The sequence below is a fragment of the Shewanella sp. ZOR0012 genome (genome assembly GCF_000798835.1).
In the GTDB taxonomy this organism is placed as follows: domain Bacteria; phylum Pseudomonadota; class Gammaproteobacteria; order Enterobacterales; family Shewanellaceae; genus Shewanella; species Shewanella xiamenensis.
Genome location: NZ_JTLE01000094.1, coordinates 732,858 through 758,936, shown reverse-complemented (window position 1 = coordinate 758,936; position 26,079 = coordinate 732,858). Strand labels below are relative to the sequence as shown.

Genomic DNA, 26,079 nt, shown 5'->3' with positions numbered 1-26,079 from the left:
TAGAGCAACTGACTTGTAATCAGTAGGTCCCGAGTTCGACTCTTGGTGCCGGCACCATAAAAAACAAAAAAGCCACTCTTTGAGTGGCTTTTTTGTATCTGTGATTTTAGCAATTTACTTTATCAGCTCATGCACTATCGGCCTATCCCCCGTTTGGACTTGATGCTGCAAGTGTCGCCAACCATGAGTTAACTCGCTTAGCGGCTCTTTTCGCTCAGGAAAGTGCGAAGATAATTTGTCGATCACTTCAATTTGCATTTTACACAATAACGACCAACGGTCTGCATTTGATAGGTACATAGCGTTTTCCTTAACGAAGGGGATGATATTTCCTTAATTGATTAACACTAGGTCATAAACCTAACGTTGCCAAATTAAAATTGCGTGTTAGCGCACTGTTAAACATTGCTACTCCAGAGTATCTTTATTCTATAAACATAAGATAGGAGACATCATGACAGCTACGATTTTTAAACTTATTTTTATCGCAATTGGTTTGTTTCTGGTTTATAAGCTGATATTTGGTGGTAAGAAGGGATCGACTATTTTCGAAATGCACTTTAAAGACGGCCGTATGACTCACCACAAAGGCAAAATCCCCGAGCGTTTCGAGAAGGAATGTCGACATCTTGCTAAAGCAGATAAACTCACTTGTACTATCAGAGCCGAGAAAAATACCGACGTCCGACTACATATATCTGCCAATGTAAATGACAATCTACAACAAAGGATCCGTAATCAATTTCCCTTTGAGTATTACGATAAGAAGACAGTGGATAATAGTCGTCAAGCGGGTTAATTTTCCGAATCATCAGCCCTTATGTCAAAGTAAGGGCTGCACAATCCACTCAAACTCTATTGAGATTGATCAATCTTAGAATTTAATCGGATCCTTTGGCTCTAGCTTTCCATCTTCGCGCGCATCACGAACACGGCGCTCATTATCTTGCATCATAGGATCGCCACTCGATTGATGAGGATCTGCTTGTTTCTCTGAAGTGTCTTCGAAACGAAAATCAATGTTAGAACAAGCTGTTAATGAAATACTTGCTAACACAGCCAGTAACATCCAATACTTTTTCATTATATGATTCACGATAGATTGCTTTGAGCCAGTCTAGAGCAGTCAGAGAGCGATTATTAGCCAAGCCATACCGTTAACCATGGCAGCAAGTCGCTTAATCTAGCTTTTGGATCACTAAAGTCACCTTAGCAACGGTAACCCCCCACTTAATAATGTCGCTTTTATTGATGATGGTATTGTCATTAACTAAAAACATCCAATCATCAAAATGCACTTGGTATTCATCACCATCAACAGGCAATAACATATCGTAGCGCCAGCGCAGCGCGCTTCCCCTCGCCTCACCTACTGCAGTACCAATAATATCGCCTGCCGTGCCGGTATATTGTCCATCACCTAGGGAGGTTATACGCCAGATACGGGTTTGGGTTTCACCGTCATCATAGACAAACCATTCATCGATAACACCTTCGTTCCCTTTCCAACTCGCCTCCATAGTGACATTGAATTTACGGATCACTTTGCCACTAAAATCCTCAACGATGCCCGATGCCTTAAGCGGGCCATTAAAGAATTTTTCCAATACTAATGGTGGATTTGTACCTTGATAATCAGCTACTTCAACCGAGGAACAACTAGATAACAGGCTGAGCATCAATAAACTTAAGATGACATTTTTAGTCCAATTTAGCGTTAACAATCGCATGATTTTTCTCCTAGTAATTGCGCTCGCAAACTTGGACGACTGGTTTTAGTCGATAACCAAATCGCTAAAAAAGCCTGTGCAAATTGTGGTTCTTGGATAAGCCCGAGGGGTTGTTGATTAAAATAAAATTGACTCTGGTTTGCATCGATAATCTTAAAACTTAAATGATCACCTGGCGTGACATCAGGCCAAATACCTTTTAGTAAATTAAGCCAGCGACCAATATCACTATCGGCATAACCTAAATGTCGCCATTGGTCGGCTGTGGCTTCCAGTAAATCTGCAGCATCAATATCACGATAATATTCAATATCTAACAGTTGCGGATACTCCCCCTGCTGATACTGACCGGTTGGCGTCATCAGACGAGCTTTATATAAGTTGAACCACAGCCAATCCATTTCGCCGCGCCCAACCTCAACAAGATCCTGGGTCATCGAGTTATCGACCGTAGAGGTTGAATTTGCATATCCAGCAAAAGGGAGTAACAACCCAAAGATGACGCTAAGATAGGTTTTAGTCGATAGCATAGACATCCGATTCCTCCACTTGAAAATTAACGATCGCACAAGCGACGATGTTCAAGCCCATAACGCCTAACCGGCCTATAACTACGGGATATTTTGATAAACAGCGGCAATAAGATAGCCCAAACAACAGCAAGGATAATCATGGAAATACTTTCGCCAAAAGGAAGCGTCACCGCATTAAATTGCGCGCCCGCAATGTAGCTAAGACTGCCAAATACACCACCCAATATAACCTGCAAAATAATAGGTAAAGCACGCATAAAAATGAGGCTATGGTGCAGGCTCAAGGCAAAATGCAGCCATAGACAAGCAAGCCACCAAGGTAAAACGGTAAACTCAAATATCCCGAACAAAGTGAGCAAGGTATCAATCGCAATACCCAGCAACCCCACCTTAATCATGGTACTGAAGTCCCGAAACACAGCTTGTCGGTTTTCAACCAAAGCCAACAGTAAAAAATGAATCAATAACAATGAGATATTGAGTAACAACACTCGATTACCCCATAAGATGCTACTCCACCAAACACACTGAAAGCTCAAGGCGTTGTAGATAATAACCCCTTGAAGCTTAGACATATTTTGAATGTATCTGACCATAGGGAGCATCTCAGCGCGACGTTAACTACGGTTAATCGTATTAGGTAAACGATACCCGGGACGTACAGCCACTAAATGCACAGTGCTTGTGGTGCGCTCTAAAAATCCGCCTTCGCAGTAACTGAGGTAAAACTTCCACATGCGAATAAAATCTTCTCCATAACCAAGGGCTTGGATTTTGGCAACGGAACGATCAAAGTTGTCGTGCCAATCCTTTAAGGTTTTGGCGTAATCTAAGCCCATGTCATCAATCGACCAGACCTGCATATCGGTGCGCTTCGCCAAATGGCCAACCATTTGGTGAACCGAAGGCAAACAGCCACCAGGGAAAATATATCGCTGAATAAAATCAACGCTTTTACGATAACTATCGTAACGCTGATCTGAAATAGTGATTGCCTGTAATAACATCCGCCCTTCGGGTTTGAGCAATGATTCCAGCTTTTTAAAGAATCCAGGCAAATATTCATGACCTACGGCTTCAATCATCTCGATAGACACCAATCTATCGTATTGACCGCTAAGATTTCGATAATCCTCGGTCAGCAAAGTCACACTGTCACTTAGCCCTTCACGTTCGACCCGCGCTTTAGCATAGGCATATTGGGCATCGGAGATGGTAGTGGTCGTAACGTGCACGCCATAATGTTTAGCTGCGTAAATCGCCAAAGCGCCCCAACCAGTACCGATTTCTAATAGGGTTTGCCCCGGCTTTAAATCGAGCCGTTCGCAAATGGTTTTGAGCTTGTGTAGCTGCGCATCAGCAAGGCTTGCCTCGCTATGGGGATACAAGGCACTGGAATACAGCATTTCACGGTCTAAAAACTGCTCATACAACGCATTGCCCAAATCGTAATGGGCAAGAATATTACGCTTAGAGCCCTGTTGAGAATTACGATTAAGCAAGTGCTTAAAGCGATTAATCGAGCCAGTAAGCCAACTAAATTTAGCTTCAATCTGGTCAAGCAACGGCAAATTTCGAGCAAAAAGTTGCACGACTTTGGTTAAGTCAGGGCTGGTCCAATGGCCTTGAATATACCCCTCACCTGCACCGATGGAGCCTGAAAACATCACTTGACGATAAAAGCTCGGATGCTTCACGACTAGCGTTGCATGTAGCTCACTGTGGTGCTCACCAAAACGATAGCTTTTATCACCCTCGACTAAGGTTAAACATCCGTTAGGGAGATTTTCTAATGCCTTAAGCAGTAGCTTACGGGCAAGACTGTCAGGCAATTTTGCCGTAACAACTGAAGATTGCGATGCAGTGTTTTCCATATTATTTCTCCATTTGAGCAGGATGTGGCACAAAAGGCACTCGTTTGTAGAACAGCTTTAACGCCTGCCAGTAAATCCCACCGAAAATTTTCAACGTCATAAAAGGGAAGCGAAACAACAGCGTCCTAAGTGATGTGGCATTAATGTCTTGGCGAGTCATCGAAAGCGTTGCATTAAATAAACGCTTGCCTGAATGATTCGGCAGATTTTCTATACCAATATTTAAGCGTTCACTGGGTGGGGCAACATGCCACTGGTAGCGCATATCAAGATTCATAAAAGGCGAAACATGGAACACTTTATCCGTTGTTTCAGGAGCCGATAAATCCACTAAATAGCAGTGGCGCTGATCCCACGGGGTGTTACTCACTTCGGCAAGCATGTATAAAGGCTGTTGATTTTGATAACAAAAATAGAAATTTACCGGGCTAAAATACACGCCAAAATGCCGAATTTGCCCAACAAATAGCACTCGATTACATCGCTCTTCACCGCCCAATTCTGCCACTTGCTTCAACACTCGGCTCTTGAGGGCTGAAGCACTCGGCTCCTCTATATCGAGTTTGCGGTTAAGATTGTCCTTTGAGGTAAACGTAGTGAGATAGTCCGCAGGATTAAATCTCAGCAAGGCGCGGCGCTGACTAGCAAATATCCGCCCCATACGACTGATAGAATCAACTTCATCCAAATCAATCGCCAGCAACGCCATTTGGTAGCTAAAGTGATGTTTTATTGGGGTAAAGCGACTATGCGTCACAGTGCCGTAGTAAATACCACTATTGAGCTCACTCATAGGCTGATCCCAAAATGGTCGCAAACATCTAACGCACTACGTACACCATCTTCATGGAAACCATTGTGCCAATAGGCCCCTGCAAAATGGGTGCGGTTTTTGCCAGAAATCTCCTCCCGCCTTGCCTGTGCCTGTAAACTACGTTCGTTAAAGACTGGATGAGCATAGTTGAAACGCCGCAAAATTTTCGACTCATCAATGAGCTCACTCTGATTAAGCGTTACGCAAAAGGTTGGCGCGTCGCTAGGTAGGCGCTGCAGAATATTCATATTGTAAGTCACAGAGGCGGGGCGTTTTTTATCGCCATCTAAGCGATAATTCCAACTTGCCCAAGCCGCTTTACGCTTAGGTAAAATGCGGGTATCCGTGTGCAGCACCACTTCATTATTTTGATACTGTAAGTCGCCCAAAATAGCTTTTTCAGCGGAGGTTGCATCGGTTAGCATCCCAAGCGCTTGATCGCTATGGCAAGCTAGAATCACTTCATCGAACACATGCCACTCGCCATTAACCTGAAGCTTGACGCAATCATCATGGCGCTCGATGGCACTAACTGGGCTGTTTAAATGGAGATTATCTTTAAATGGTGCAATTAAATCAGGAATATAACTGCGTGAACCGCCCTTCAGCACATACCATTGTGGTCTGTCTGTTACATTTAACAGTCCATGATGCTCGAAGAAACGGATAAAAAAGCGCAGCGAAAAAGCCCGCATATCTTCAATGCTCGATGACCAAATCGCCGCGCCCATTGGCAAAATATAATGCTCCGCAAAAAAAGCTGAAAAGCGCTCTCTGTCGAGGAAATCCCCTAAATTAGCATCAGGATATTGGTCCAGCTGATAAATGGCTTTACAGCTTTTATTAAATTGAACAATTTCATTTAAAAAGGCCCAAAAGCGCGGATTCAGGAGGTTACGCTTTTGGGCAAACAAACTCGCAAAATGATGGCCATTGTATTCAAGCCCAGTGAGCGCATTGTGCACGCTAAAACTCATCTCTGTCGGCAAAATACTGACATTAAGGCGGGCTAATAACCGCTCAAAACGGGGATAAGTTCTATCGTTAAATACGATAAACCCAGTATCTATCGCATAGGTTTTACCTTGATAATCCACATCCACAGTGGCAGTGTGGCCACCGATATAATCATTAGCCTCAAATACAGTCACTTTGTGTGACTGGCTCAATAGATGAGCGCAGGTCAGCCCTGAAATCCCAGTACCTACAATGGCAATATTTTTCATCTTCCGGTGTCCTTTAGCGCTTTTGCTTGGCTATCTCTTTGGATCATTTTTTGCCATACAAATGCTGGTAAAAATGACATCAATTTCAACAAATAAGTAAATCGTTTTGGAAAATGGATCTCTGCGTCGCCGCGTTCGATACCAACACGAATCGCCAACGAAGCTTCATGCACATCAATTTGCATTGGCATGGCAAAGTCATTTTTGGCGGTTAAGGGGGTTGCTACAAATCCAGGGCAAATCACGCTGACACGAATATCATCTTGCGCAACATCGAGTGACAGACTCGCAGCCAAGTACTTAACGCCCGCTTTAGATGCGCCGTAAGCCTCGGCACGGGGAAAGGGTAAATAAATCGCGCTGGAACTCATCAAGGCTAATTTCGATCCTTTTGGCATTAGAGGCAAAAATGCCCCTAAACAGTAGCCCATTGCAATCAAGTTAGTGTGAATGACTCGCTCAAAGAGCTGATCATCAAAATGTTTTGCATCGTCGATATACTCACAACTACCGGCGTTGAGGATCACAATATCCAATAGACATTCACTGCTCGAGAGCATATCGCCTAGCTCAGTAGCAGCCTGCTGGACTTGAACACGATCGCTAATATCAAAACTCAAGCAAGTGGCGCCTATCAATTCCTTCTGCGCCAACAAATCAAGTTTTGAGGCGTCACGGCCACAGGCAATCACATGCCAACCCAAGGCCAGATAATCCTTTGCTAACTGCAAACCGATACCTGAACTTGCCCCAGTTATCAGCACTGTATTGATTTTTTTGGTGAGCAAAGAGGTCATTACTTAGCCGCCCTATCTTTAAGCAAGCGAATAAGTCCGCCCATACAAGGCAAATGTTCATACAGCATTTGCCCGAGGTCGAAATAGTCCCGATGAAAATAAATGCGCTGATGAAACTTAAGCTGGCTCATCCCATCAACCCGAACTATCTCTCCTTTATTGAGCTTAGGATGACGATATTGCATTTGCCAAAACAGCGATGCTTGAGTGTCATCCTGTAATACTTCTTTGATTTCAAAATGAATATAGCCAATATTTTGATAAAGCTTGGCAAAATACTGTGTCAACGCGTTTAAGCCATTCACTTGATGCATAGGATCGATAAAACAAATATTGTCATCATAGACATCTACAAGTAGATGCAGATTATCCTTATTTAACGCTTGATAGAGGCCGATAAAATCATCTACTAATCCGCTATGCTCAATCTTCGCTTGGTTTATCATCCAGACACTCCCTAAGGGATAAGTATTAAGGTTGAACTTGTGGTCTAAGCCTTTTTCAGCACACCCAGTACCGTCAGCGCTCTTGCTCTTGCCGCATTGTGCTCAACAATCGCATAGGGATAATCCGCTTGCGATGCAAATAATGGTGCTTCAAACAACGAAGGCGTTTTTTGCTGATTCGGTTGATGCAATCGCTTAACGCCCCAAGATGCGAGTTCTGGTAAGTACTTACGAATAAAGCGGCCATCTGGATCAAACTTTTCGCTCTGGCTCATAGGATTAAAAATCCGAAAGTACGGCTGCGCATCACAACCACATCCTGCCGACCATTGCCAACCGCCATTGTTAGCCGCCAGATCGCCATCGATAAGATGCAGGCGGAAATACCGCTCACCCCAACGCCAATCAATAAGCAAATGTTTGGTTAAAAAGCTCGCCACCACCATACGCAGGCGATTGTGCATCCAGCCGGTTTGATTAAGTTGCCGCATAGCTGCATCAACTATCGGATAGCCGGTTTTGCCCTCGCACCAAGCTAAAAACTCATCGTGATTGTTGCGCCACGGCACATGATCGGCTTGGCGATTAAAATTATGTCCCTTGGATAAATCAGGAAAAGCCACCAGCAAATGACGGTAGAACTCCCGCCAAATCAGCTCATTTAGCCATGTACGCCCGGGGCTAGTGTCATCAACCATTACCTCAGGGAAACGTTGTAAAAGCGCCGCGACACATTGCCTTGGGCTGAGCACACCAATCGCCAGATAAGGGGAGATAACACTGGTGCCATCAATGGCGGGGAAATCTCTATCTTGCTTATAGTCTTGCACTTTTTGCTGAATAAATTGATTAAGCAGCCGCTTGGCTTGCCCCTCACCTGCCGCCCACTGTTCACTCGAGATAAGCGGGGTTGATATGGTTTGATTTAAACCTGTTTCTGATGGCGTAGTGCCCTTGTTAGTCGGAGAATCAGCAAAGCCGATATTTTTAAAAAATAATGGCTTAGGCTCCGATAAGATAGGACCAAGCGGTGCTGGCACACCCAGCGGCACAATCGGCTGCTTTGCGGCAACCTCTCGCCACTTGCGGCTAAAAGGAGTAAACACCCGATACATGTCACCGCTTAAATTGAGCACAGTTCCCAGTGGTAATAAGCAATGTTCATCACTAAGCACCAAAGGAATCCCCGCTTCAATACAAGCTTGATCGCGCTTTTGCTCATTGATCTCAGGTTCTCGTCCTGCAAATACCCGTCCAATACTATGCTCTTCACAATAACCCATTAAAAATGCGGGAATATCTTTAAAGCTATCAAGTTGAATGAGTTCAAATTCAACCCCTAAACTCGCCAGTCCTTGGGCCAGTAGATTCACATGCCGCTGAATAAAGTCGAGTTGAATTGGCGCGATATCATGCCGACGCCATTGACTTGGGGTGGCAATGTAAATCGCTTTAAGCTTGGTGGCATGATGTTGCCTTACCCAATCACAGGCGGCCGTAAACGCTTGATTATCAGTAAGGCGCAGATCTTGGCGAAACCACATTAACGCCTGTTTCTCCAAACCGCATTGATTAATGCTCATCAGCGCTCCCTCCTTCAATCAGTGCGGCGTTAGCCTGGTTTTTCTGTCTACGATACTGTTTTTTATGTTGCTGCTTTGCGGCCGTTATTTGCAGAATGATCTCAGTAACGCTAGGGGCCATATAGTCCGATAAAGTGGTTAGTGTCGGCGCGAAAGGGCCAACGAGATAGCAAGCGAGTGACTTAGTTTCCAGCAACATTTGCAGCTCTGTCTGCTTTGATAGTGAGTGATTCGCCTCTGGCAATAACACTAACGCATCAACCTTAAGCCTGTTATTGATTAGCCCAAGACTGCTGATATGTTGCACGCCTAAGTTGACCACTGAGACTCTTAAATCGGCAAGTTCCAGTAATAGTGCAAGGCAATACAAACGGTTAGTAAGGCTTGAACTGGGCGCAAGCGTAGGCTCTGTATTTTTTTGCGATGTAACATAAGGCAAACGCACTAACGCAATCTGGGGCGAACTTGCTAGCCCCGCTACGCTTAAACGCCCACCGATACGGCTAGCTAACTCACTGTCTAACCAAGCAAGTAGCAGCTCCACATCTAAACGCGGCTCCAATAAAGGCATTAATTGTGCAAACCAAGCTTGTAGCAGTTTTTGTTTAACCAATTGAAATGGATATAAGCCCAAGGCTTCATCTAAGATTTGGTGAAACTTGAGCTGATCTAACTCAAAAAATGCAGTATTTAACGCCAATATCTGCTCATGCCAAAAATCAGACGATTGAGATTGCACACTCGCGACATCTATCGCTTTAGCCGAACTAATCAATAATGGCTTTACCTTACTGATGGCAACGCCTTTTGCTAACCATGCATTAATCTCATGGATTTGTTGAATATTTTCGGCAGTATACAGCCTGTGCCCCTTGGGAGTACGCTCAGGGATAACAAGCCCAAAACGCCGCTGCCATGCCCTTAATGTCACCGCATTAACGCCAGTAAGCCGCGACACCTCACCGATCGGCAGCAATTCGCTACTGCTGGGATTATCAGCTGCAAGCTCTAAATTATGATCTTCCATTTTTGTCTCTTAACTCATGAATCAGATTGGTTGGCCCAAGCATGTTGTGCTAAACCATTTCGTCAATCGTGGTTTGTATCTGTTAAGCCATTTTGATCAAACGCACCTATCAGCAAAAACCTAGTAGGCATAACGCAGTTTTAACTCCTCCGGATGGGGATTTAAGTACACTTGATCTTCAATATATGGCGTTGGGAATTGTCTTAAGTAATGGTTAATCAAGGTGATTGGCACTAACAGAGGCAAGAGTCCTTGACGATATTTCATAATCATTTCAGACAGTTCTTGTTTTTGCTCCTTAGTTAAGTGCTTTTTAAAATAGCCCTGAATATGCTGCAAGGTGCTGGTATGATTTCTACGGGTCGCATTGATTTTTAAGGCGGTCATAAAGCCTGTAAAATAGCGGTCAGCAGTCGCTTCAATATCCTCAATATTGGCCACAATCGGTCCAAGCTCGCGATACCATTTAGGACTGTGGGCCATTAATAAGTACTTATAACGGGAGTGAAACTTCACTAACTTATGCTTAGTCAGCCCCTCGTGACGCATTGTATGCCAATCGTGATAGGCGTAGACCCGAGTAAAAAAGTTTTCCCGCAGCACCATATCGTGCAAACGCCCTTCTTCTTCAACCGGTAAATGAGGATAACGTTCCATCAATTTGCGGGCAAATACGCCAATACCGGATTTAGAGCCGTTATTGGTGCCAATCTTGTACTCTGTCACACGTTCCATACCGCAGGTTGGGGATTTAGCACATAGTAGATAACCGCCTAAAAAATCTAACTCTTCTACTTTGCGCTCACTGAAATCATTGAGTTTTTCGGTGACATCTAAACTTCCATCCGCGCTCTGTACCCGTATTTGTTCACCATCGCGTACTAAACGAATACTTTTACGTGGTGCGCCTAGGCCAATCGCCATTTCTGGGCAGATAGGAACATAATCAAAAAATGGGGCAATTTCTTGATTACAATAGGAGGAATTTTTATGACCACCGTCAAAACGTACCTTCTCCCCTAACAGGCACGCACTGATCCCTATTTGAATACGTTGCGGATTAAACTTGTACATAATGAGATTCCTTGTATCAATTTAGATACTATTACGGACCAATCTTGTACAAGGATCAAGTTTTTGTACAATTTTTTATAAAAATATTTTTCTACTAAAAATCCAACGAAAGTCGCCAGAGTTTGGCCTTGATATTGCTTAATTTATTTGCCCTATTGGCGCGGCATCTGAAAGTGAAAATCAACGAGGAAAAATAAGGAAATGACTGTCATCAATCCCAATAGCTATGCGGCCATCGCGTTGAACCAATTAAAATCGTTGCAAACTCAGCAAACGCAAGGTGTATCAAGCCCAGCGGAGAATCCGAGAGCTCAAATGACAGCCCCGCAAGATACAGTCACCCTATCTGGCGGCGTGACTCGAGATGCTGAAAGCAGTGATACCTATGGTCAGCTTGCGCCTAATGCCAAACAACATTACACCGCCAATGTGCAACATATTGCCGGTACGGCAGAGACTGAAAAGCCGCATAATAGATTAGAAGACGCAATGCAGGCGATTCTCGATAAACGCACAGGCATTGATAGGGATAAGCTTAAACAGCTAGATGCGGAGATAGCAAAAATAGCAGGTGATGACAGCTTATCCGAAGAGGAAAAAGCAAAAAAAATTGAATTACTCCAAGCTCAAAAAGTGGAGCTAATTAAAGAAGCGACTGAGAAAAATGAAGAGCGACAACGCAATAACCAGGCTGAAGTGTATTTTAGTTAACCTGAACTCGGGGTAACGAGTGTCTGAAAAATCTAAATTTAACAATAAAAATCAATGCTATAAATGATTTTTTTGAAAAGAAGAATCTTTTTCCTGACTGAATGCGCAGATTTTTGCGCATATCAAGGCGCTCTGTTGTATGCCATAGCGAGCTATGGTTAGACAGAGCAACGCAGAGAGGCCCTAAAAGATGCCTATTCAGCGGCTCTACTTATCCCGAGCTCAGGTTAGTTAATAACGCGAGCGGTATGGCGAGCACAACAAGCCCAACTTAATCATCATGCAAAGCCATTGGTGAAATGATTATCCGCCCTATCAAAGGGCGGCTCGCTATCAGAAACAACCTTGTCGCCTTAATTAGCGCTTTTTACCACCTAAGGCGCGTTTTTTAGCCCGTTGTTTTTGAGCAGCTTTGCTATTGCGCCTTGGCTCGGAGACCATTTTGTTAAAATCGGGTTCAAAGCCAGGATACCATTGTTGTGGCAAACGCTTATCGAGCAAGGCTTCGACTTCTTCTAGCAGTAGCGCATCCTCTTGGCTAAAAAGCGTAATGGCCACCCCGGCACTGCCAGCGCGACCAGTACGACCGATACGGTGAATGTAATCTTCAGCAATAAACGGCAATTCGAAATTAATCACATACTGTAGTTCAGCAATATCAAGCCCTCTTGCAGCCACATCGGTGGCAACTAAGACTTGCACTTGTCCTTGTTTAAACTCCTGCAATACCTTTTCCCGCGCACCTTGGGACAAGTCGCCATGGAAAGCTTGCGTTGCCACCCCGAGTTGATTGAGCTGAGTGGTCAGCTTATCGACTCCCTGTTTAGTGCGACTAAATATCAACACTTGCTGCCAATTTTTGCTACGGACTAAATGGCTGACAAACTCAGTTTTACGATCGCTATCAATGGCATAGACTCGCTGCTCTATCTGGGCCGCGGTCGTATTACGTTTAGCCACTTCAATCAGCTTGGGATTACGCAGAAGGTTTTTGCTGAAACTAAAAATCGAATCATCCAAAGTGGCGGAAAATAGCAGGGTTTGTCGGTGAGCAGGCACTTGCTTAAGCACGGCTTTGATTTCATCCATAAATCCCATATCAAGCATCCGGTCGGCTTCATCAAATACCAGTGTGTTCAATTGGTTAAGATTGAGTGCTCCTTGACGTAAATGATCAAGCAAGCGGCCTGGGGTTGCAATCAACACATCGATCCCGGCGTTAAACACCGCTTGCTGCGCCTCGATACTGACGCCACCATAGGCTATGCCGACACGAATATCTGTGCCTTTCGCATATTTTACAAAGCTTTGCTGAACTTGTAGTGCCAACTCCCTTGTTGGCACTAAAACTAAGGCGCGGATTGCTTTTGGCGCCTTAAGGTTTTCGTTATCAGCGATTAAGTGTTGCAGAATGGGTAATGCAAAGGCTGCGGTTTTCCCCGTCCCCGTTTGAGCCCCCGCCATCACATCCTGTTTTGCTAAAATGGCGGGAATGGCTTCAACTTGAATAGGCGTGGGTTGTTGATAACCAAGTTCAGCTAAGGTGTTAACTAATTGGGTATTTAAGGAAAGCGCGCTAAAAGACATGAAACATCACCAAAAACAATCATGCCGCAATGTTAGCAGACCGGACTGACTGCGACCAGTTTACGATCGCGCCTTTAATATCATGCTTATCGGTCACAGCCACACCACTACTTAGGTTTGGTAAACAATTCCGCTTCAGTAAAAAAGGCCTCAACATCCGCTGGTAATTGTGGGCGGCTAAAGAGATATCCCTGTGCTTGGTCGCAAAAATTTTGAGTTAAAAACTCGGCTTGCTCGGTGGTTTCTACCCCTTCCGCAACAATATCTAATTTTAAGGCATGACCAAGGGCAATCACAGCTTTAGCTATCGCGGTATTGTTGGTATCGAAGGGAATGTCTCGTACGAAAGACTGGTCGATTTTAAGCTTATGAATTGGAAGTTTTTTCAAATAATTCAGTGATGAATAACCCGTACCAAAATCATCGACCGAGAGCTCAATGCCCAAATCACCTAACAATTTTAAATCACGAATCGCGACATCCGGATTATTCATCATCACACTTTCCGTCACTTCAAGCTCAAGGCACGTTGCAGGTAAGCCTGTTTGCGTTAGGATACGTTTCACGTCCTCCACAAAGGAACCACGTTGCAACTGCTGTCCTGCGACGTTAACCGCAATGCGGCCAAACTGTTTACCGACAGCCAACCAACGCACACCTTGCTGGCAAGCCGTTTCAAGCACCCATAAACCAATATCGTAAATTAAGCCAATTTTCTCGGCGACGGGAATAAACATCCCTGGGGAAATTTGTCCTAAAATCGGATCGTTCCAACGCAATAGCGCCTCAACTCCAACGGTTTTGCGGGTCACCAAATTTAATTTGGGTTGATACATCAAATACAGAGAATTTTGCTCAAGTGCACCATAAAGTGCACTCTGCAACTTTAAATGCTCGATCGATTCTTTGGTCAATGATTCAGTGTAAAAGGCATAATTATTTCGCCCCTCACTCTTAGCGCGATACATGGCGGCATCGGCATTGCGTAGCAGCGTATCAGCATTACTACCATCACTTGGGTAAAGGGAAATCCCCATACTGGCGGTAAGGCGTAAATGATCCCCGGTGCTTACCACAAAAGGCAGATCAAATACTTGGCGCAATTGGTTAATTGCCGCTGTAGCATCCTCATGGCCTTGAATGCCGGAAATCAGCGCCACAAACTCATCGCCACCAATACGTGACAACACATCTTGCTCCTGTAATTGGCTGCGAAGACGTTTAGCCAGTTCCACCAGCATTTCATCGCCAATACTATGGCCAAAACTGTCATTAATGTGTTTAAACAAATCCACATCAATAAAGACTGTCGCTAGTTGGGCATTGAGTCGTTTCGCATGTCTGAGTTCTTGCTTAAGCTGCATCATCAGCTTCATGCGATTCGGCAAATGAGTCAGTGGGTCAAAATAAGCTAAATGAGCAAGTTGCGCTTCACTCTGCTTTTGAGCGGAGATATCGGCAAAGACTGCGACAAAATAGCGGATCTCCCCAACCTCATCGTAGATGGCGCTAATAGTGATATTTTGCGGAAAAATAGTGCCATCTTTACGTCGATTCCAAATTTCACCATTCCACTTACCAGCATCGAGTAAATGATTCCACATGGTTTCAAAAAAAGCTTTATCGTGACGGCCGGAATTAAATAAGCGTGGATTTTGCCCAAGTAACTCTTCTCGCGAGTAACCTGTAATCTCGTAAAAGGCACCATTAACATCGGTAATATTACCGTGCCTATCAGTCACGACTACACCTTCAAGGGAGTGTTTAAAGACATTGGTAGCGAGGGTAAGTTGTTCTTCCACTTCTTTATGTTTAGAGATATTACGGGTCATGCCTATCACGCCCGCCAGTTCACCCTCGGGCGTTAAGGCGGGGATTTTAAGGGTCTCTAGCCATAAGTGTTTATTTTGATTCTCACCATCTAAACATTCGGCAACAATAATTGGCGCCCCAGTCTCAATAGCAAGTTTGTCACCATTAAGAAAAATATCCGCAATCGCTTTGCCAAATAACTCTTCGTCGGTCTTGCCAATAATGTCTCTACGGGGTAGCTCCCACGCATTTTCAACACTTTGGTTGCAAATGGTGTAAACACCGTCGGTATTTTTGACCCAAATATGCTCTTCAAAACTATCGATAAAGGTCTGCAAGTCAATAACATCCATCGGCTTCGCATCACCGCGCAAGGCGGCCATTTGCAGTCGTTGAGCCCTGTGCAACTCACTCAAATTAAGCTGTAGGCTATTAACCGTTAGGGACGCGAGTTGCAGTGCCTTATCATCTAACTGTAAAGGAGTATGATGATATAAACAAAATACCCCGAAATGCGCTCCAGAATTCCAGATGATAGGCAAATAAATTAAGCTTCCAAGTCCGGTATCACGCCATTTTGGCGTTGATTTTACATCTGGGATCAAGGCTTGCTTGAATGCAGCAGCATGACGTACATCTAACGGAATATTAACCTGATGATGGCTAAAGGTACTTGATTCGTTGAAGGGATAATGGGAAGCGGAGCGAGTGGATGGGGTATTAACTTTAGGTGTCGCATGTTGATAGAGGTTTAAATGAGCTTTATGATTAAAATGCCGAACCAGAGCTTCTATATCAACAAGTTGGCACCGTTCAGACTGAATTAACTGACGATATTCACCCGCTGCATTCGCAGTTAAAATCACCGCATGCGACTGAGTGATATTGGCGACTAACTGTAAGTCGTTTGCCCAATCTGTTAACTGCTTTTGTGAAATTGCAAAATCAATCATAAGCTTGCTAACTATAGCCTCTACAATTCCATGTTAAATAAGGACAACAAGCGCCCCCCCTAAAAAACACTACACCGACAACAATACCCACCCACTGTCTTAATAAGATCTGAGCCTAGGCTGAAGTACAAAACCAGTACAATCCCACCCTCAATTGACAGATATTACCGCAGACACTCAATCATCGTCATTCACTAATACATAATTATTTGAGTTATTAGCAGATTAGTTTGTTTCAGATAACGAAATTTAAACACCATTATCGCCAATAGACTCACTCTCGATAAAGGTTAGGCTCAAAGCTACTCAAAAATGAGTACGTCAGTAAAAGCTTAGCAATAAAACATTTGAATAAAAATCAAACATCTTCATCTTCGTTTTGCAAGCAAAAATTCACGCCTACAAACAGGGCAGAATCCCAAGGTATAGCCCCCTCGCATAAGGATTGTTTAAGTAGAAATTACCGTCTTTTCATTGACAATAACATTATCCTATTGTCTACAATGGAAATAATCAGAAAGAAAAACAAGGATTTTTATGCCTACCGTGCCTACAGCCACACCCGCCATCCCGTTAACGAGCCAGCAACTTTACCGAAAGTCAGAACTTAAACAGCTTAATACTGAGTGCCAATCTACAGCCCAACTCACGCCACTCGATGATATTGTTGGCCAAGAACGTGCCCAACAGGCGGTAGAATTTGCCATGGGGATAAAAGAAAAGGGCTATAACATCTATGCGATCGGCCAAAATGGTCTCGGTAAACGAACCATGATGCTGCGCTATCTCAATCGCCACGATCCCATAAAACCCGCGTTATTTGACTGGTGCTATGTGGTCAACTTTGACGATACCCGCAGCCCTAAAGTGCTAAAACTCACCGCTGGCACGGGGCAAGAGTTTAAGAAATCCATCGAGAAACTCATGCTCAAACTGGTAAGAGCATTACCCTTAGCCTTTGATAATGAAATGTATTATGCCAGAGCTGAAAAACTTAAAAGCCAACTGATACAAAAGCAAGAAGCCGCACTCACAGAGCTCAGCGAAGAGGCCAAACAAAAAAATATTAGTCTGAGCTTAACCATGCAGGGAGATTATCAAATGATCGCCCTCAATGGTGATGAACCCCATGATGAAGCCAGCTTCAGCGCCCTCACGGAAGCCGAGCGTAGTCAATTTGAAAGTAATATCAATGGGCTAGAAGTAAAACTAAGGAGCATTATTCGCCAAAACACTGAATGGGAAGAAGAATTTAGTGATACTCAGCAGGAACATGATGAACAAGTTGCCAAGGATGTGTTGATCCACTTTTTTAAGCCATTGAAGGATAAGTACAAACATCAACCAGATGTCAGAGCATTTTTAACCGGAATGCAGGCAGATATCCTAAGTAATTTAGATATTTTCCTTGAAGAAAGTGAAGAACAACTCGCCCTTGCCTACGCTTCACTTGAAAAGAAAATGCCCCGCCGCTACCAGGTCAATGTACTTGTATGCCAAGGCGAACAGAAATTCCCCATCGTGGTCGAAGAAAGCCCAAGCTACCACAGCCTGTTTGGTTATGTTGAAAACGCCACCTTCAGAGGCACAGTGTTTACCGACTTCTCATTGATTCGGCCTGGAAGCTTACATAAAGCAAACGGTGGCGTGCTGTTAATGGACGCGATCAAAGTGCTTGAACGCCCCTATGTTTGGGATGGGTTAAAGCGAGCATTGCGTTCACGCAAGTTGGATCTGAGTTCATTAGAGCGGGAAGTCTCATTGTCAGGCACCATTTCATTAGCACCGGAACCGATCCCGTTAGATGTTAAAATTATCCTGTTCGGTGACCATGAAACCTACCAACTATTACAGCATTATGATCCTGATTTCAGTGAACTATTTAGGGTAACTGCCGACTTTGAAGATGTCATGGATAGAACCGACGACTCCGAAGCCCATTATGCCCGATTTATTTCCAGTATTGTCCACGATAACAACATGCTGCACTGCGACCGTAGCGCCATTGCACGCATCATTGAATACAGCTCACGTGAGGCACAGGATCAACAGAAGCTCTCACTGCACTCTGCCAATATTGCCAACCTATTACGGGAATCTAACTTTTGCGCAAAAGCCGTAGCAAGTGCACAAATAGAAAAGCAACATGTTGAACAGGCACTTAAAAATCAAGAGAAACGCGTCTCCCGCCTGCATGACAACATCATGGAAAGCTTCGTTAATGGCACCACACTAATTAATACTCACGATAAAGTCGTTGGTCAAATCAATGCGTTATCTGTTGTTTCTACTTCAGATCATCAATTTGGTCTGCCTAATCGCATCACCGCCACGACCGCGTATGGTAAAGGAGAAGTGCTGGACATCGAACATAGGGTCAAACTGGGTGGGCGAATACATTCTAAGGGCGTTTTAATCCTTACCGCCTATTTAGCCTCTGTGTTAGGTAAAACCGCGCAAATTCCTCTCACTACTTACCTCACCTTCGAGCAATCCTACAGCGGTGTCGATGGTGATAGTGCGTCAATGGCCGAATGCTGCGCTATTATCTCCGCCATCAGTGAGTTACCCTTAAGACAAGATATTGCCATTACTGGCTCAATGAATCAGTTTGGCGAAGCCCAACCTATCGGCGGGGTTAATGAGAAAATTGAAGGCTTTTTCGATGTGTGTCAAATCAAGGGTAGAACCTCGAGTCAAGGAGTGATTATTCCCGAGTCGAATATTGCAAACTTAATGCTACGCCAAGATATTGTGGAAGCGGTTGAGCGTGGTGAATTCCATATTTGGGCGATTAACCATGTTACTCAAGCGATGACTTTACTATTAGGTAAAGCCGCTGCGATAGTGCAAACCGATGAGAGTAAACACACTGAGCACTATGCATCGGATTGCGTGTTCGGCATTGCCCAACACAAACTTAATGCTTTGAGAGCACTCAGCAAAACGAATTCATAGTCTCGATTGAACAACAGATACAAAAAGCAAAAAGGGTTAGCTTAGCTAACCCTTTTTTTACCAGCGTTGCAATCTAAACCTTAAATCAAGGTTGCTAACATCTCGTCACTATAAGCCACCAGCTCCTCGCCTTTACGCACTTTAGCAACATAATCGGGGTTAGCAATAAAGGGGCGACCAATTGCAATTAAGTCAAATTTATCCTCAGCAATGGCCTTGCTCGCCGTCTGTGCACTATAGCTGCCCACACCCACTAGCGTTTTGCCATAGTGTGCACGAACATAACTTGATGCAGAGCCGCCTAAGTAATCAAACTCCATACTGTCATCGAAAATACCGATATGCACAAAGGCCAGATCGCGTTTTTCTAACTCAGGAAGTAAATAATCAAAAACCGCACGGTCACGGCTATCGCTTGCCATATTGAAATAGGCGCCAGGGGAAATACGTAAACCCGTTCTGTCTTTACCGATACGTGTGGCAATTGCATCGACCACTTCTAAGGCAAACCGTGACATATTGGCTGGTGTGCCACCATATTCATCGGTACGACGATTACTATCATGGTGTAAGAATTCATCAATCAAGTAACCATTAGCACCGTGGATCTCAACGCCATCAAAGCCGGCTTCAATCGCATTCTCAGCCGCTTTTGCATAATCACGCACCAGCCCCTGAATATCTTCAACCGTTGCAGCTTTTGGCGTTACATAGGTCAATTCACGCATTCTTGGCACACTGCCTTCAATTTTCTGGGCAGAAGGAGCCAGCACATCACCACCACCGAAGAAATGTGGATGAGCAACACGGCCTGTATGCCATAATTGCACAAAAATCTTACCGCCATTGGCATGCACAGCATCAGTCACTTTGCGCCAGCCTGCAATTTGCCCTTGGGTAAAAATACCGGGAGTGTTTGGATAGCCTTGGGCATCAGGGCGAATAATCGTGGCCTCGGAGATAATCAATCCGGCTTCAGCACGGCGTGCATAGTAAGCCACCATATCATCGGTAGGAACCAAGTCGGCATCAGCCATGCAGCGCGTTAATGGCGCCATCAAAATACGGTTTTTTAAGGTTATAGTGTCATTAAGCTTATAGGTGTCGAATAGATTACCTACAGAGTTCACTGCATTTTCAATCGTCATTGGTTAAACCCCATTCTTGAATGTACGTTCAAGATATTACTATTTGAATGATCATTCAAGAACATTTTTGAATGTTTGTTCAAAATTAGTTAGAATCTCCGGCAAGTATCGGTAAGAGGTAAGAATGTAATGCGAAACGCAGAGTTTGATAGGGCGCAAGTACTCAGGGGAGCAATGGCGGCCTTTATGCGTAAGGGATATACCAAGACCAGCATGCAAGATCTCACCCAAGCCACCGGATTACACCCTGGATCCATTTACTGTGCTTTTAGTAATAAACGTGGATTACTCATTGCCGCTATCGAGCAATATCAACAGGATAGAAACGAGCAATTCAAGCTTATCTTCTCCAACAACCAGCCAGTGCTTAAAAATTTAAAAACTTACTTAGATAATGTCGTCGTCGAATGTATCAGCTGCGATAGCCAGCAAGCCTGTTTACTGACAAAAGCGTTAAATGAAATCGCCGAGCAAGACGATGAGATTCAACATATTATCAGTCAGAATCTCCACCTATGGCAAAACGCACTCACCGTACAATTTGAACTTGCAGCTTCTCAAGGAATGTTACAAGGGCAGCTCAATAGCGAGCAGAGAGCACAATATTTAATGATGGGAATCTATGGCTTACGAACCTTCGCCCACACCCATCCGCAGGCGGAGATATTGCAGCAATTAGCCAATAAACTGTTTGATGATGTTTGCAGATAACAGCCGAACCTGACGCTTATTTAACCGAACACATAAAGCAAAAGGACGATAAATCAACTTATCGTCCTTTCAATATGATGTTTTGCCAGTATATTTTTTCTTAACCTATATTTGCCTGTGCAAAAACACGCTCACCGAGTGAGTTCAAAATCTTACATTCACCTTCTAATACGGCAATAATGGATTTTCCTTTGCGAAAACTTGCAGGAATCATCACACGACCTGACTCGCTAACAGGTAAACCTTGTAACACCGAATTGTGCATAATTAACCCAACGGGCGCATCATAATACAAAACTGTAACAGTCGCTTGTGTTGCTTGCATAACTTTTAACTCACATTAAGCAGAATCTACTGCTATCGATCAAAGTGGCAAGAGTCTCCATTCATCTCTTATGAAAACAAAACTCAAAACTTGTTTTACCATTTAAAATCAACAAATTAAAAACTCAAAGCGATATAACTTTGTACAAAAGATAAAGACATCATCGCGCCATGAATATCACATCATTTAAGCACTTCGGCAAATAGATGCCAATCTATTTCTATTTTGTTAATCAAATCCGCGCAATCGATCACACTTAAGTAACAAGGGCAGATGAATATTTATCTACAAAATAAAAGCGTTAATTCTATATTAAACTACTGTTACTTCGCTTTAAACCCTACTCGAAAACCGCCCCAGTGTTTACCATTAACATAAATGGGTACTGACAAGTCATGCATAATCTCCCCGGTATCTCGCTTATAGGTTTGCAGTAAAACAGGATCCGTATGTGTCCCACAACGGCTGCCCGTTGGGTCATTAAATAAGCGTTTAGTGCGATTATGCACCATATCAACCTCAACTTTGCCCGTTAATGCTTGGCTAAAGCGTTTATTATGGGTTGGGAAATAACCTTTTTTATCAACGGCTCCAGCATAAATGATCTCACTATGCTTAGCTAAAATCGGTTCTTGAATCGCGGGGAAATGTTGATCGGTGAAACGGTCAAATGCTGTGGTATATTTCTGCGGCTGAGTATTGGCAATTGGCTGATATTTGGGACTAAACAACTCTGCTTCCGTAAAACTACCATTAGCTAATCCTTGCGCAAGTTTCTCTCCGCAAGCTTTTGCCGCTTCATTAGCGACTAATAGCACTTGTTGATCAAAGGTTTGAGTATCCCAATGAGACAGTGCTTTAAATATACCCTCTGTCGTTAATGACAGGGTAAACGCCTGCTCAGAAACCGTCATGCTTTGTCTTCCTGTTGCAGTCAGCGAGTCACGGATCTGCGCTACCGAGTTGCTAATCTCATTGGTGGTATGATTGTATTGCTTAAGGGAGTCCTCCATATCTCCAAGGGCATGCGCAGAACGAGTTACAGAGGTTGAGATATCAGTAAAGTGACCATCCAACTCCCCCATCGCACCGACAACATCAGCAGTTTGCAAAACCACTCGTTCCATTAACGCTGAACTTTTGTCTGTTTCAGCACGAATTTCGAGCAGCATCTTACCGATATCTTGGGTCGCTCCAGCCGTTTTTCCGGCAAGGCTTCGAACCTCATCAGCTACCACAGCAAATCCTCGCCCTTGCTCTCCAGCTCTTGCCGCTTCAATAGCAGCATTTAATGCCAGTAAGTTTGTTTGTTCCGCAACCGAATTAATGACCTCGGTGATTTTTTGAATTTGTTCAGCTTTTGACTTTAAGGCCTGCACTTGCTGAGCGGCAGTGTTGATATCAGCATTTAATGATTCGATAGCAGATACGCCCTTTTGTGCTTGAGTTCTGCCTTGCACACTCAAGCGCTCAGCCTCTTGGGTTTGGACTAAAATGCTGCTGGCATTATCACCAAGCAAAGCAGTTGTGTTACTCAATTGCGCCGCAGCCACCGCGATAGCACTCGCATGTTCACCATTGGACTCAATCGATTTATTCAATAAATCAATAAAATGTGAGACCTCAGCTGCACCAATTGCAATCTTACTGGTTTGGACGCTGATATCATGCTCAGGAGAGCTTAACCGATTGAGCCTAAGAGCATTTTCATCAGGATTTGGCGCCTTGATACTCAAAAAACGCTTAACAATCCATAATACCCACACACAAACTATCCCGCCTAAAACCAAGGCATGTGTCAAACCGGATAAGGAGATGGCATTAAGTAAAAGGCTGCCAAACACAACTAAGACTAAACTCAGTGCAATGACGATTTTATGTTGTAATTCCATATTTGTATCTCACCAAGAAAACGCACATGCAAAGTGAGAGAAGTGAGTATTCACTTGCTATCCATTGCTATTTGATTGGCCGCAGTAAGCAGAATAGACAAATTCAAACACTGCGTAGTGAGTCTATCCTTCTGACTAAATTGAACTATTCATCCTAAAACCCATAGTCTATCTTCAGCGCTCTAACGCGCTTATGGCATTAGACATTAGTATAGATTTCGCCAAATTACCCAATAAATCCTTCCTAAAATCCTCTGGCCATTTTTAGCTGACAAAATGTGGTGCTTATCGCTTTATTGACAAGAATTCCAACTCGAGTGACTGCACATACGGCAAGAAAACTGCTACTATCGGCGCAATTTTTTTGAGCTAACGAGATCAAGATGGGCAGAGCATATCAAAACCGTAAAGAATCCATGGCGAAAACAGCTGGCCAGAAAACCCGCCTTTACTCACGCTACGGTAAAGAAATTTACGTAGTCGCCAAACAAGGTGGTGTCGAGCCGGACGGCAACTTATCACTCCGTCGTTTAATCGAACGCGCGAAGAAAGATCAAGTACCAGCACACGTTATTGAACGTGCTATTGATAAAGCCAAAGGTGGTGGCGGTGAAGATTATGATACTGCCCGTTATGAAGGTTTCGGCCCAGGTAACTGTATGGTCATCGTTGACTGCTTAACCGATAACGTAAAACGTACTTTTACTGAAGTACGTCAAGCCTTCGTAAAAAACGATGCCAAACTTGGTACACCCGGTACAGTAGGCCATATGTTTGACCAGTCTGCCGTATTCGTTTTTCCTGGTGAAGATGAAGATGCCATTCTTGAAATTCTGATGATGGCTGATGTCGATGTGAATGACGTTGAAGTGGAAGATGGCATGATCAGTGTTATCGCACCACACACCGAGTTTTTCAAAGTTAAAACGGCACTGACAGATGCAATGCCTAACATCAACTTTGAAGTCGAGAACATCACTTTTGTGCCTCAAACCATGACCCCAGTGTCCGGTGAAGATGTGGCAGTATTCGATAAATTTATCGCCGCTTTAGAAGATTGTGACGACGTGCAAAACGTTTATCACAATGCAGAAATTCAAGATTAATTAAAATCTTACTTAACAAAAACGCAGCCAATGAGCTGCGTTTTTATTTGCGATCATGCATGAAATTCAATCGCAGCACACTTGGCCAAACGCGCGAGATCTCGTAGCGCGCTTCATGGAGGGACTCATCATCGCGATGAGCCATAATCATTAGGGAAAATAGTTGCCACTGCCGAAAGCGGCGCCATATCCATACAATACCCACCGACCACTAACACCTGCGAGCAACAAAGCGTTACCGCATCCGGCAATTGGTATCGCAATGCCAAGGTTACATTCCTACTTTCACTAACTCATTACCTCATAGGCTAACGACACCGCCACTCCCGCTTAATAAAAACAACGTAGCTTGGTTTTATCAAAAACGCTGCTCACATGGAGCCATTTCACTAAGCAATTGATTTAAAATAAATATATGACATCACTATATAGCTGGCGTTATTAGGCGTGGTTAATAAACCACATATCAGATAAAACTTTACAAACTGAATTAAATAAATAATTCAAATAACTTAGCGGATTAAGACTTTGCCTGCGTGATAGACATAGTCTCTTATGGAATACTTGCCTTAGAATGGATGATAAATTGTGATTGAAGGAAGCAAATAGGTGCAAGGAAATCGATTAACCAAAGCAGAAACGATGCTAATTGGTGCGGGTACCCTCACTTGGGCACTTGTCGCTTGGCTGGGATTTAATCAAGATATTCAAGCCAAGCTACCCACGCTCAACAAAAGTTGCCATATAGCACTTTATGCATTGTTTATATTATTGTTTTTATTGCTGACAATCTTCGAACATTCTCGTAAAAGTCTCAAGATAAATAGGTTTTTAACCATAGTACTTGTTTGCTGTACCCTCGGCTTAATGCTGTTAAGTGAACATTCCTTGTTACCCATCTTGCTCGTACTGTGGGCGTCACTGTTACCCGAGTTCTTTAGCCGCAATGCTGCGATAGGACAAATCCTGTTAGCCAATCTTAGCTATTACTTCATTCTGCACTCACACACCTCAAACAGTATTATCTTTAATGTTCTTATTTATATGGGATTCCAGCTATTTGCATACAGCAGTAGTCAAGCGAGATTGTCCGAGCGCGAGTCTCGCCGGATACAGGAACATCTTAATCAACAACTTATCGCCACGAGAGCCTTGCTGAGTCAAACCAGCGAGCAGCAAGAAAGGTTGAGGATCTCACGGGATTTGCACGATATTCTCGGCCACCAACTCACTGCGTTATCATTGCAACTTGAGCTATTAAGTCATCAAGCACCTACGGATCTCAAATCCACAGTCAATCAGAGTAAATCACTTGCCAAGGAATTATTAGAGAGTATCCGCGCCGTGGTTCGTGCGCAGCGGGTTAATATTGGCCTCGACTTAAAGCCTCCGCTTGATGCAATAGCAAGCCGTTTACCTAATGTTAGCTTGCGGTATAAATCATTAGTGCCGCTACAGTCGACTGAACTGGCTCAAGCCTTATTACTGGTATTGCAGGAAGGGATCAGTAATGGGGTGCGCCATGGCAAGGCCAATCAGTTCACGCTGTCGATGCAACAGCAACAAACCGAACTTATCATTCAACTTAACGATAATGGTCAAGGTATCAACCAAACCGCTTCAACAGGTATCGGGCTCAATAGCATGCAGGAAAGGTTATCAGCCTTTAATGGAAAGGTGTGTTTGCAGCCCAATGAAGATGCTCAAGGTTGTAGCCTTATTATCCGGCTGCCACAAAATACAACAATGTAAAAGACATCCCAACAAAACGG

Annotated in this window: 24 protein-coding genes; 6 read left to right on the top strand and 18 right to left on the bottom strand. The window is 43.8% G+C overall.

Features of this window, described 5'->3' with window-relative positions:
* Positions 1–114: 114 nt before the first annotated feature.
* Complete coding sequence (locus L976_RS05150) at positions 115–300, bottom strand: hypothetical protein (RefSeq protein ID WP_037420841.1); 186 nt, start codon at positions 298–300, stop codon at positions 115–117.
* Between the two features lie 154 nt (positions 301–454).
* Between L976_RS05150 and L976_RS05145 the strand changes: the two genes are divergently transcribed.
* Positions 455–799, top strand: a complete 345-nt coding sequence (locus L976_RS05145; RefSeq protein ID WP_037420843.1) for a DUF3634 family protein — start codon at positions 455–457, stop codon at positions 797–799.
* 75 nt (positions 800–874) lie between these two features.
* Here L976_RS05145 and L976_RS05140 read toward each other — a convergent pair whose 3' ends face one another.
* From L976_RS05140 to L976_RS05085, 12 genes are all read right to left on the bottom strand, one after another.
* Entirely contained in the window at positions 875–1,087 is a 213-nt protein-coding gene (locus L976_RS05140; protein ID WP_047540153.1) for a hypothetical protein, read from the bottom strand.
* Between the two features lie 91 nt (positions 1,088–1,178).
* The gene (locus tag L976_RS05135; RefSeq protein WP_047534873.1) at positions 1,179–1,730 is read right to left on the bottom strand and encodes a DUF3833 domain-containing protein; all 552 of its coding nucleotides are present in this window, start codon (positions 1,728–1,730) and stop codon (positions 1,179–1,181) included.
* A complete protein-coding gene (locus L976_RS05130; protein ID WP_047534871.1) occupies positions 1,718–2,266 on the bottom strand; it encodes a chalcone isomerase family protein in 549 nt (182 codons plus the stop codon). The genes L976_RS05135 and L976_RS05130 overlap by 13 nt, the downstream gene beginning before the upstream one ends.
* 20 nt (positions 2,267–2,286) lie before the next feature.
* Complete coding sequence (locus tag L976_RS05125) at positions 2,287–2,838, bottom strand: DUF2878 domain-containing protein (protein WP_252977845.1); 552 nt, start codon at positions 2,836–2,838, stop codon at positions 2,287–2,289.
* Between the two features lie 42 nt (positions 2,839–2,880).
* The gene (locus tag L976_RS05120) at positions 2,881–4,137 is read right to left on the bottom strand and encodes an SAM-dependent methyltransferase (protein ID WP_047534869.1); all 1,257 of its coding nucleotides are present in this window, start codon (positions 4,135–4,137) and stop codon (positions 2,881–2,883) included.
* Position 4,138: 1 nt separating this feature from the next.
* The gene (locus tag L976_RS05115) at positions 4,139–4,930 is read right to left on the bottom strand and encodes a DUF1365 domain-containing protein (protein ID WP_047534867.1); all 792 of its coding nucleotides are present in this window, start codon (positions 4,928–4,930) and stop codon (positions 4,139–4,141) included.
* Positions 4,927–6,177, bottom strand: a complete 1,251-nt coding sequence (locus L976_RS05110) for an NAD(P)/FAD-dependent oxidoreductase (protein ID WP_047534864.1) — start codon at positions 6,175–6,177, stop codon at positions 4,927–4,929. Before L976_RS05110 ends, L976_RS05115 begins: the two co-directional genes overlap by 4 nt.
* Positions 6,174–6,974: an SDR family NAD(P)-dependent oxidoreductase gene (locus L976_RS05105; RefSeq protein WP_047534859.1), complete on the bottom strand. Its 801-nt coding sequence runs from the start codon at positions 6,972–6,974 to the stop codon at positions 6,174–6,176. The genes L976_RS05110 and L976_RS05105 overlap by 4 nt, the downstream gene beginning before the upstream one ends.
* Positions 6,974–7,420, bottom strand: coding sequence for a nuclear transport factor 2 family protein (locus L976_RS05100; RefSeq protein WP_047534855.1), 447 nt, complete (start codon positions 7,418–7,420; stop codon positions 6,974–6,976). The genes L976_RS05105 and L976_RS05100 overlap by 1 nt, the downstream gene beginning before the upstream one ends.
* Before the next feature lie 44 nt (positions 7,421–7,464).
* On the bottom strand, positions 7,465–9,003 hold the full coding sequence (phrB, locus tag L976_RS05095; RefSeq protein WP_047534853.1) for a deoxyribodipyrimidine photo-lyase: 1,539 nt from the start codon (positions 9,001–9,003) through the stop codon (positions 7,465–7,467).
* The gene (locus L976_RS05090) at positions 8,993–10,030 is read right to left on the bottom strand and encodes a MerR family transcriptional regulator (protein ID WP_047534851.1); all 1,038 of its coding nucleotides are present in this window, start codon (positions 10,028–10,030) and stop codon (positions 8,993–8,995) included. The genes phrB and L976_RS05090 overlap by 11 nt, the downstream gene beginning before the upstream one ends.
* A gap of 120 nt (positions 10,031–10,150) precedes the next feature.
* Positions 10,151–11,104: a YbgA family protein gene (locus tag L976_RS05085; RefSeq protein ID WP_037420865.1), complete on the bottom strand. Its 954-nt coding sequence runs from the start codon at positions 11,102–11,104 to the stop codon at positions 10,151–10,153.
* A gap of 201 nt (positions 11,105–11,305) precedes the next feature.
* Here L976_RS05085 and L976_RS05080 point away from each other — a divergent pair, with 201 nt between their 5' ends.
* The gene (locus L976_RS05080) at positions 11,306–11,815 is read left to right on the top strand and encodes a hypothetical protein (RefSeq protein ID WP_047534849.1); all 510 of its coding nucleotides are present in this window, start codon (positions 11,306–11,308) and stop codon (positions 11,813–11,815) included.
* Positions 11,816–12,172: 357 nt separating this feature from the next.
* Here L976_RS05080 and L976_RS05075 read toward each other — a convergent pair whose 3' ends face one another.
* On the bottom strand, positions 12,173–13,402 hold the full coding sequence (locus L976_RS05075) for a DEAD/DEAH box helicase (protein WP_047534846.1): 1,230 nt from the start codon (positions 13,400–13,402) through the stop codon (positions 12,173–12,175).
* A gap of 107 nt (positions 13,403–13,509) precedes the next feature.
* The gene (locus tag L976_RS05070) at positions 13,510–16,167 is read right to left on the bottom strand and encodes a sensor domain-containing protein (protein WP_047534845.1); all 2,658 of its coding nucleotides are present in this window, start codon (positions 16,165–16,167) and stop codon (positions 13,510–13,512) included.
* Between the two features lie 537 nt (positions 16,168–16,704).
* Here L976_RS05070 and L976_RS05065 point away from each other — a divergent pair.
* On the top strand, positions 16,705–19,125 hold the full coding sequence (locus L976_RS05065) for a Lon protease family protein (protein ID WP_047534842.1): 2,421 nt from the start codon (positions 16,705–16,707) through the stop codon (positions 19,123–19,125).
* A gap of 80 nt (positions 19,126–19,205) precedes the next feature.
* Here the strand turns inward: L976_RS05065 and L976_RS05060 are convergent, their stop codons facing one another.
* On the bottom strand, positions 19,206–20,273 hold the full coding sequence (locus L976_RS05060; RefSeq protein ID WP_047534840.1) for an alkene reductase: 1,068 nt from the start codon (positions 20,271–20,273) through the stop codon (positions 19,206–19,208).
* A 129-nt stretch (positions 20,274–20,402) separates the two neighbouring features.
* Between L976_RS05060 and L976_RS05055 the strand changes: the two genes are divergently transcribed.
* Positions 20,403–20,984, top strand: coding sequence for a TetR/AcrR family transcriptional regulator (locus L976_RS05055; RefSeq protein WP_047534838.1), 582 nt, complete (start codon positions 20,403–20,405; stop codon positions 20,982–20,984).
* Positions 20,985–21,084: 100 nt separating this feature from the next.
* On the opposite strand, the gene L976_RS05050 is transcribed toward L976_RS05055, so the two are convergent.
* Together L976_RS05050 and L976_RS05045 are read right to left on the bottom strand one after the other, a co-directional pair.
* Positions 21,085–21,309 carry a TIGR02922 family protein gene (locus L976_RS05050; protein ID WP_037420886.1) on the bottom strand — a complete coding sequence of 75 codons (225 nt, stop codon included), beginning with the start codon at positions 21,307–21,309 and terminating at the stop codon, positions 21,085–21,087.
* A gap of 323 nt (positions 21,310–21,632) precedes the next feature.
* Positions 21,633–23,201: a methyl-accepting chemotaxis protein gene (locus L976_RS05045; protein ID WP_047534835.1), complete on the bottom strand. Its 1,569-nt coding sequence runs from the start codon at positions 23,199–23,201 to the stop codon at positions 21,633–21,635.
* A 383-nt stretch (positions 23,202–23,584) separates the two neighbouring features.
* On the opposite strand from L976_RS05045, the gene L976_RS05040 reads away from it, so the two are divergent.
* Positions 23,585–24,307 (top strand): YebC/PmpR family DNA-binding transcriptional regulator, encoded by a 723-nt coding sequence (locus L976_RS05040; protein ID WP_037420892.1) that lies wholly within the window; start codon positions 23,585–23,587, stop codon positions 24,305–24,307.
* 609 nt (positions 24,308–24,916) lie between these two features.
* A complete protein-coding gene (locus L976_RS05035; RefSeq protein WP_156143153.1) occupies positions 24,917–26,059 on the top strand; it encodes a sensor histidine kinase in 1,143 nt (380 codons plus the stop codon).
* The last annotated feature ends 20 nt before the right edge of the window (positions 26,060–26,079 follow it).

Bases quoted from the DNA above. Each gene is read 5' to 3' on its own strand.
- L976_RS05150 (WP_037420841.1), bottom strand. From the start codon at position 300: ATGTACCTATCAAATGCAGACCGTTGGTCGTTATTGTGTAAAATGCAA.
- L976_RS05145 (WP_037420843.1), top strand. From the start codon at position 455: ATGACAGCTACGATTTTTAAACTTATTTTTATCGCAATTGGTTTGTTT.
- L976_RS05135 (WP_047534873.1), bottom strand. From the start codon at position 1,730: ATGCGATTGTTAACGCTAAATTGGACTAAAAATGTCATCTTAAGTTTA.
- L976_RS05130 (WP_047534871.1), bottom strand. From the start codon at position 2,266: ATGTCTATGCTATCGACTAAAACCTATCTTAGCGTCATCTTTGGGTTG.
- L976_RS05125 (WP_252977845.1), bottom strand. From the start codon at position 2,838: ATGTCTAAGCTTCAAGGGGTTATTATCTACAACGCCTTGAGCTTTCAG.
- L976_RS05120 (WP_047534869.1), bottom strand. From the start codon at position 4,137: ATGGAAAACACTGCATCGCAATCTTCAGTTGTTACGGCAAAATTGCCT.
- L976_RS05115 (WP_047534867.1), bottom strand. From the start codon at position 4,930: ATGAGTGAGCTCAATAGTGGTATTTACTACGGCACTGTGACGCATAGT.
- L976_RS05110 (WP_047534864.1), bottom strand. From the start codon at position 6,177: ATGAAAAATATTGCCATTGTAGGTACTGGGATTTCAGGGCTGACCTGC.
- L976_RS05105 (WP_047534859.1), bottom strand. From the start codon at position 6,974: ATGACCTCTTTGCTCACCAAAAAAATCAATACAGTGCTGATAACTGGG.
- L976_RS05100 (WP_047534855.1), bottom strand. From the start codon at position 7,420: ATGATAAACCAAGCGAAGATTGAGCATAGCGGATTAGTAGATGATTTT.
- phrB (WP_047534853.1), bottom strand. From the start codon at position 9,003: ATGAGCATTAATCAATGCGGTTTGGAGAAACAGGCGTTAATGTGGTTT.
- L976_RS05090 (WP_047534851.1), bottom strand. From the start codon at position 10,030: ATGGAAGATCATAATTTAGAGCTTGCAGCTGATAATCCCAGCAGTAGC.
- L976_RS05085 (WP_037420865.1), bottom strand. From the start codon at position 11,104: ATGTACAAGTTTAATCCGCAACGTATTCAAATAGGGATCAGTGCGTGC.
- L976_RS05080 (WP_047534849.1), top strand. From the start codon at position 11,306: ATGACTGTCATCAATCCCAATAGCTATGCGGCCATCGCGTTGAACCAA.
- L976_RS05075 (WP_047534846.1), bottom strand. From the start codon at position 13,402: ATGTCTTTTAGCGCGCTTTCCTTAAATACCCAATTAGTTAACACCTTA.
- L976_RS05070 (WP_047534845.1), bottom strand. From the start codon at position 16,167: ATGATTGATTTTGCAATTTCACAAAAGCAGTTAACAGATTGGGCAAAC.
- L976_RS05065 (WP_047534842.1), top strand. From the start codon at position 16,705: ATGCCTACCGTGCCTACAGCCACACCCGCCATCCCGTTAACGAGCCAG.
- L976_RS05060 (WP_047534840.1), bottom strand. From the start codon at position 20,273: ATGACGATTGAAAATGCAGTGAACTCTGTAGGTAATCTATTCGACACC.
- L976_RS05055 (WP_047534838.1), top strand. From the start codon at position 20,403: ATGCGAAACGCAGAGTTTGATAGGGCGCAAGTACTCAGGGGAGCAATG.
- L976_RS05050 (WP_037420886.1), bottom strand. From the start codon at position 21,309: ATGCAAGCAACACAAGCGACTGTTACAGTTTTGTATTATGATGCGCCC.
- L976_RS05045 (WP_047534835.1), bottom strand. From the start codon at position 23,201: ATGGAATTACAACATAAAATCGTCATTGCACTGAGTTTAGTCTTAGTT.
- L976_RS05040 (WP_037420892.1), top strand. From the start codon at position 23,585: ATGGGCAGAGCATATCAAAACCGTAAAGAATCCATGGCGAAAACAGCT.